At 46.4% G+C, this 4,952-nt stretch carries 3 protein-coding genes; all 3 read left to right on the forward strand.

The annotated features are described in order from the left end of the window. Positions 1–2,812 (forward strand): hypothetical protein (locus J4G07_21845; protein ID MCE2416628.1); only part of this gene is annotated, 2,812 nt, incomplete at its 5' end. A gap of 148 nt (positions 2,813–2,960) precedes the next feature. Then, a complete protein-coding gene (locus J4G07_21850; GenBank protein MCE2416629.1) occupies positions 2,961–3,692 on the forward strand; it encodes a hypothetical protein in 732 nt (243 codons plus the stop codon). Positions 3,693–3,913: 221 nt separating this feature from the next. After that, on the forward strand, positions 3,914–4,786 hold the full coding sequence (locus J4G07_21855; GenBank protein MCE2416630.1) for a hypothetical protein: 873 nt from the start codon (positions 3,914–3,916) through the stop codon (positions 4,784–4,786). Positions 4,787–4,952: the final 166 nt, after the last annotated feature.

Raw genomic sequence — 4,952 nt, forward strand, 5'->3', positions numbered from 1 at the left:
ACGCGCAGTCCGTTTCGACTTTAACTTTACAAGCCAGGAACTAAAAGGACTCTTTGAATGGCTCTCGCGGGAGGCTGATCTCACTATCATTGCGAGCGAAGAAGACATTCAAGATAAAAGATTCTCACTTATTAACCTCAACAATGTAACGATTGAAGAAGTCATTGAGAAAATCAAAACCGTCCTCACCCAATATGACCTCACGCTCATTCAAACCGATAGCACACTTTTGGTCACGACCTTCGCACGTGCGGTAGCAACGAAAGGCATTGTTAAAAGCATCCCACCGAACCCCGAACGGGTTGACATGACCGACGAGATACAAACCTATATCATCCAATTAGATACTGTTGTCGCCTCTGAACAGGTAGATCGACTCAAACCGCTTCTCAATAAACAGGCAAATATTTTCGCAGATTCTGCTACGAACGCGCTCGTCATCACCGATGTTGCTTCTAATATACACCGCATTGTTTCTATCCTTCAAATTGCAGACGAAGGTGAACGATTCCCTTTAAAGATTCTCATTATGCCTCTCACTTACGCTGAAGCCGAGCCGTTGGCGCAGACGCTTACAAATGTTTTTCAAGAGGAGGGCGAAGGCGGTGAGGACGGCAACCAAGGACAACGTGGGCGACTCGGCGGCGACGCGGCGCAGGCAAAAGCCGCAGCAGAACAGATGAAAGCTGATGGCACCGGCTATGAAGTGCTTCAAGGTAGAATCAAGATTATCGCCGATGTCAACTCGAATTCACTCGTGCTCAAAGCGTCCGAAGCGAACCTTGTTTTCCTCCAAGAAATTATTAATGAACTCGACATCGCACCCAATGTAAAAACCGAAATACGCACATTCCGACTCAGCTACGCAACCGCTGCAGATGTTGCACAAACCCTCCAAGAAGTACTGACCGGTGATGCGCCGGATAATCGACGCAGAATGGACGCTTGGGATCGCGCGAAATTGAGAACCTATCAACGCGAACAGGGCATCGATACAGCTCAAGGCATTGTGGGTACTGTCAACGTTTCCCATAACGACCGAATCAACGTCGTTGTGGTTTCTTCGGATCCGCGCAACTTCTCTATTATTGAGAAGGTCATCAATGAACTGGATCAGGAACAAACACAGGAAGAAATCAGACTCTATTTTCTTAAGTACGCCGATTCTGAAACGCTTGTTCCGAGTCTGCAAGACCTTTTTGAAGGGGGCAGTGCGGGCGCAGACAGAGATATGCCATGGTGGCGACGCAGGGATCGGGAACCGACTGAAAACACGACTGGTTTCGGTGTCCAAGGCGAAGTGCATCTCGTTGCCGACGTGCGTCTCAATGCTATTCTCATATCAACGAGTGCGCAAAACTTTGAAACCATTGACGGGCTCATCAAAAGACTTGATGTCAACATGCCGGACCAGGAGTGGGGGACTCGCATGTATAAACTCAGGTTCGCCGACGCAAATAACGTCGCTGCTGTCATCAATAACGTCTATCAAGGGAGCTCCCAAAATACCGGAAATTTTTTCTTTTTCCTTGCCGAACGCAACCGGAATCAAACACAAGGTTCGCTCGCTGGCAACGTCACTGCCGAACCTTATCCGACCCTCAATGCTGTTATTGTCTCAACGGCAACGCAACGCAACTTTGAACTCATCACGGAATTTATTAATTCCATGGATGTTCCTACACCAGAAGGACAACAGGAGATTACTGAAGCAATTCGTCTTGAATATGGGAATGCCGATCATCTCCAGCAGGTACTCGAACAGGTCTGGGCAGGAGAGGAAGATGGCGGCGGTTTTAGCTTCAGCCGTTTCTTTGCTTCGGGGGGTCGACAGGAACAGCAAGACATCAACTCCTTACGTGGAAAAGTCACCGTCTTTGCTGATGCGGATACCAATTCGCTGATTATCACGACGCAGCAACGATACTTCGCGCAGGTCAAAGCACTCATTAGGAAGTTAGACTTCGTCCGGGGTCAGGTCTGGATCGATATCCAGATTCTCGAAGTGACGCTCGATGAAACAACCAAACTCGGCATTGAACTCACGGCACAGGAAAACAAGATCTTTGGTGTCTCCGCAAGACCCGGCAACCCACTGATTGGGGAACTCGACTCACAACTCGGTCTTGAAGCAGAGATTTCGGGGTTTAACCTCGGTTTGGTGACCAAGGAGTATATGGCACTTCTCCACACGCTGATGCGCGAGAACAAGGTGCAGACCCTTTCAACGCCATCGCTTTTGACCCGTGATAGTTGGAACGCTACATGGAGTAGCGGTCGCCGTATCCCGTATCTCCAGAGTGTTGATACGACCAGCATTTTAGGTGAAGCTGTTTCACAACCGCTTTTCAACTACGATTTCATTGATCCGCCTGTGGGCATCAATATCTCACTCACACCTTATATCGCCAAGTCACAAGTCGGTGAAGACGGAAAACGGACTATCGGATTGGATATTGAAAATATCAGTGCCAGCAACTTTATTGAGTTTACTGATTTCAACGCACCGATTACCGATGACAACTCCATCAGTGTTTATATCGATGTCGAAGACGGTCAGCAGATTGTTGTCGGTGGCATCATCCGCAAGAAACAGAAACAGGTCGAAAACAAACTTCCGATTTTGGGCGACATTCCCTTCATCGGCAGGCTCTTCAAAAACACCGAAAGTGCTGTCGAAGATGCTGAGATCGTTATTATCATTACGCCGCACATTGTAGACATTAAGAACCCTGAGGACCTCGAAAAACTCAAGGAGAAAGCAGACAATTGGCAGAATAATGGGAACACCGAAATAGAAACAAATGAGTAACTTAGATAGAAAACAAATTTGACATTGGTATAAAAATGTGGAATAATTAATTATAAGACTGATCGTCCTATTCAATAGGCTCGTCAGCCGCTTTGTTGAAGGGAAGAATAATGAAAGTAAAAATTTTATCTACGGAGGGAGGACTGCTATGCGAAAAATTGCTATTCTCGTTGGTTCGCTAATTTCGGTTCTGTTTTTGTACCAGATAAGTCATGCAGAACTTCTTGTAGCGGACGACTTTAAGGGTAAACTCAAAGATAAGTACTGGAAGGGACAGAAAGAATCCTGGGATATCAAAAACGAGCATCTGGAAATCCATCGTGTTGCGGGTGATGGAAACGGTGCCGAGGATTTCGGGTACGGCGTGGTAGCGTTTGAGGATTTTGGGCTGCGTCTTGATTTCTACCTGTTTAACGATGATGATTTCCCGAGTAAAATGGAGCTTCTGTTTCGCGCCAATGAAGATTTACACTTCTATCAATTAATTATCACGCCTGCGAATGGGTTCGGCCGTCCGAACTCAGCGCGCTGGTACAAGCGGGAGGGTGAAGATCGCGGGACCTGGAATGAGTATCGTGACTTCAGAGCCGAATTTCCGTTTCCTGTTCTGACAAAGGAGTGGTACACGCTGGCGTTGTTTGGAAAGGGCAGCACGTTTCAACTCTATGTCAAAAAACAAGGGGAATTAGTGTTTCAAAAGGTTTCAGAATGGAGCGATCCGAAAGACTTACATCCGAAGGGTGTCCTCGGTTTTCACACCAATCAACTTCAACACTACTATATTGACAATCTTTACCTTTACGATAAACCTGACGAGGTAAGCCTCGCTGTTGAACCTTATGGGAAACTCGCTGTAACGTGGGCGGCACTCAAGCAGTAGTCGTTCCAGATTTAGACACAGTGTGTTTGTGAATTCAGATGCAGCAAAGATAAATCTTGGCAATGAAAAAAAGATTTACCTCAATTCATATTTTGGTGTATACTGTAGCATAGGAAGTGTTACAAACAAACGTGTTCATCGTCGTTTAAGGTAAATACCTGCAAATTCTTTTTACTGCAGACAACCGTGCTTCAATTAATCCAAAAAGGAGATAAGTCAACATGAAGCAACTTTTCCAGATTTCGATTCTTAGTCTATTGTTTTTCGTCTTTGCTTTAGCAAGTGTACCAGCGGCAGATTTGGCAATCTATTCGGGACCCACAAATCCGGGTTGGATTTCACAAGACGCTGCCATTGCGAATGCCGAAGCAATTATGAATGACGATCAGATGAAATCCATTTTTGAGAGTATTGAAAATTACGGAGATGGTGACGAAGTAGGCTACGATTCACCCCTGGGTGCATGGATGCAGGCACACACCGGTAACGGACAGCAGGATGTTTTCATTGCAGCGTCCGGGACCGCACCGAGTGCAATCTATCAATTCCCTAACGCAGATCCAGACGGCTCCAACATCGAAAATTTCATTGAGGATGGGAACGTCTTTATCAATGTCGCGGACTGGATCTTGTACATGAGTTATGAAGGTGGAACTCGTAGCGCGAATAATGCTGCCGATGGTGCCGCCAATGTCTTTGATATACCCGGGCTTAGTTTCGGAAACAGAGGTGGACCGCAGGTTCCCACTGATATGGGTGAAAAATACCTCCCATCGCTGGTGGAATTTCAGTCCGATAGACCGTGGCATCTTGAACAGTATGATGGCACTGATTGGGATGTGACTCCCTTTGCTGTTTCAAACGACGATCCCAATTCAGCTGACCCAGCGGTTGCTGTTAACACTGTTTATGGCGGAATCATCGCTGCTATGTGGCAAAAAGCACAACCCGAGTGGGAGGGTGATGACCCACGGGCAAGTGGCGTTATTGAATTTATCGCCAACTGGCTGATGGAAAACGGAAGTATTGCCACCCCAGTAGAACCCCAAGACAAAATAGCGACGGTCTGGGGTAGAATCAAATCCGATCGCTAATTGTCTCTCTGACAAGGTTTCTTACGATAACCGGAATGGCACATTAACGTGCCATTCCAAAAACAACTCACATACTGATGGCAACCGAAAAGGAGTCGTTCCTAAAGGTATCTAAATCTATTTTTCCTTTGCTTTTTCTATGTTTAACGGCAAATGTAGGCATTTG

It is taken from the genome of Candidatus Poribacteria bacterium (assembly GCA_021295715.1).
Lineage (GTDB): Bacteria > Poribacteria > WGA-4E > WGA-4E > WGA-3G > WGA-3G.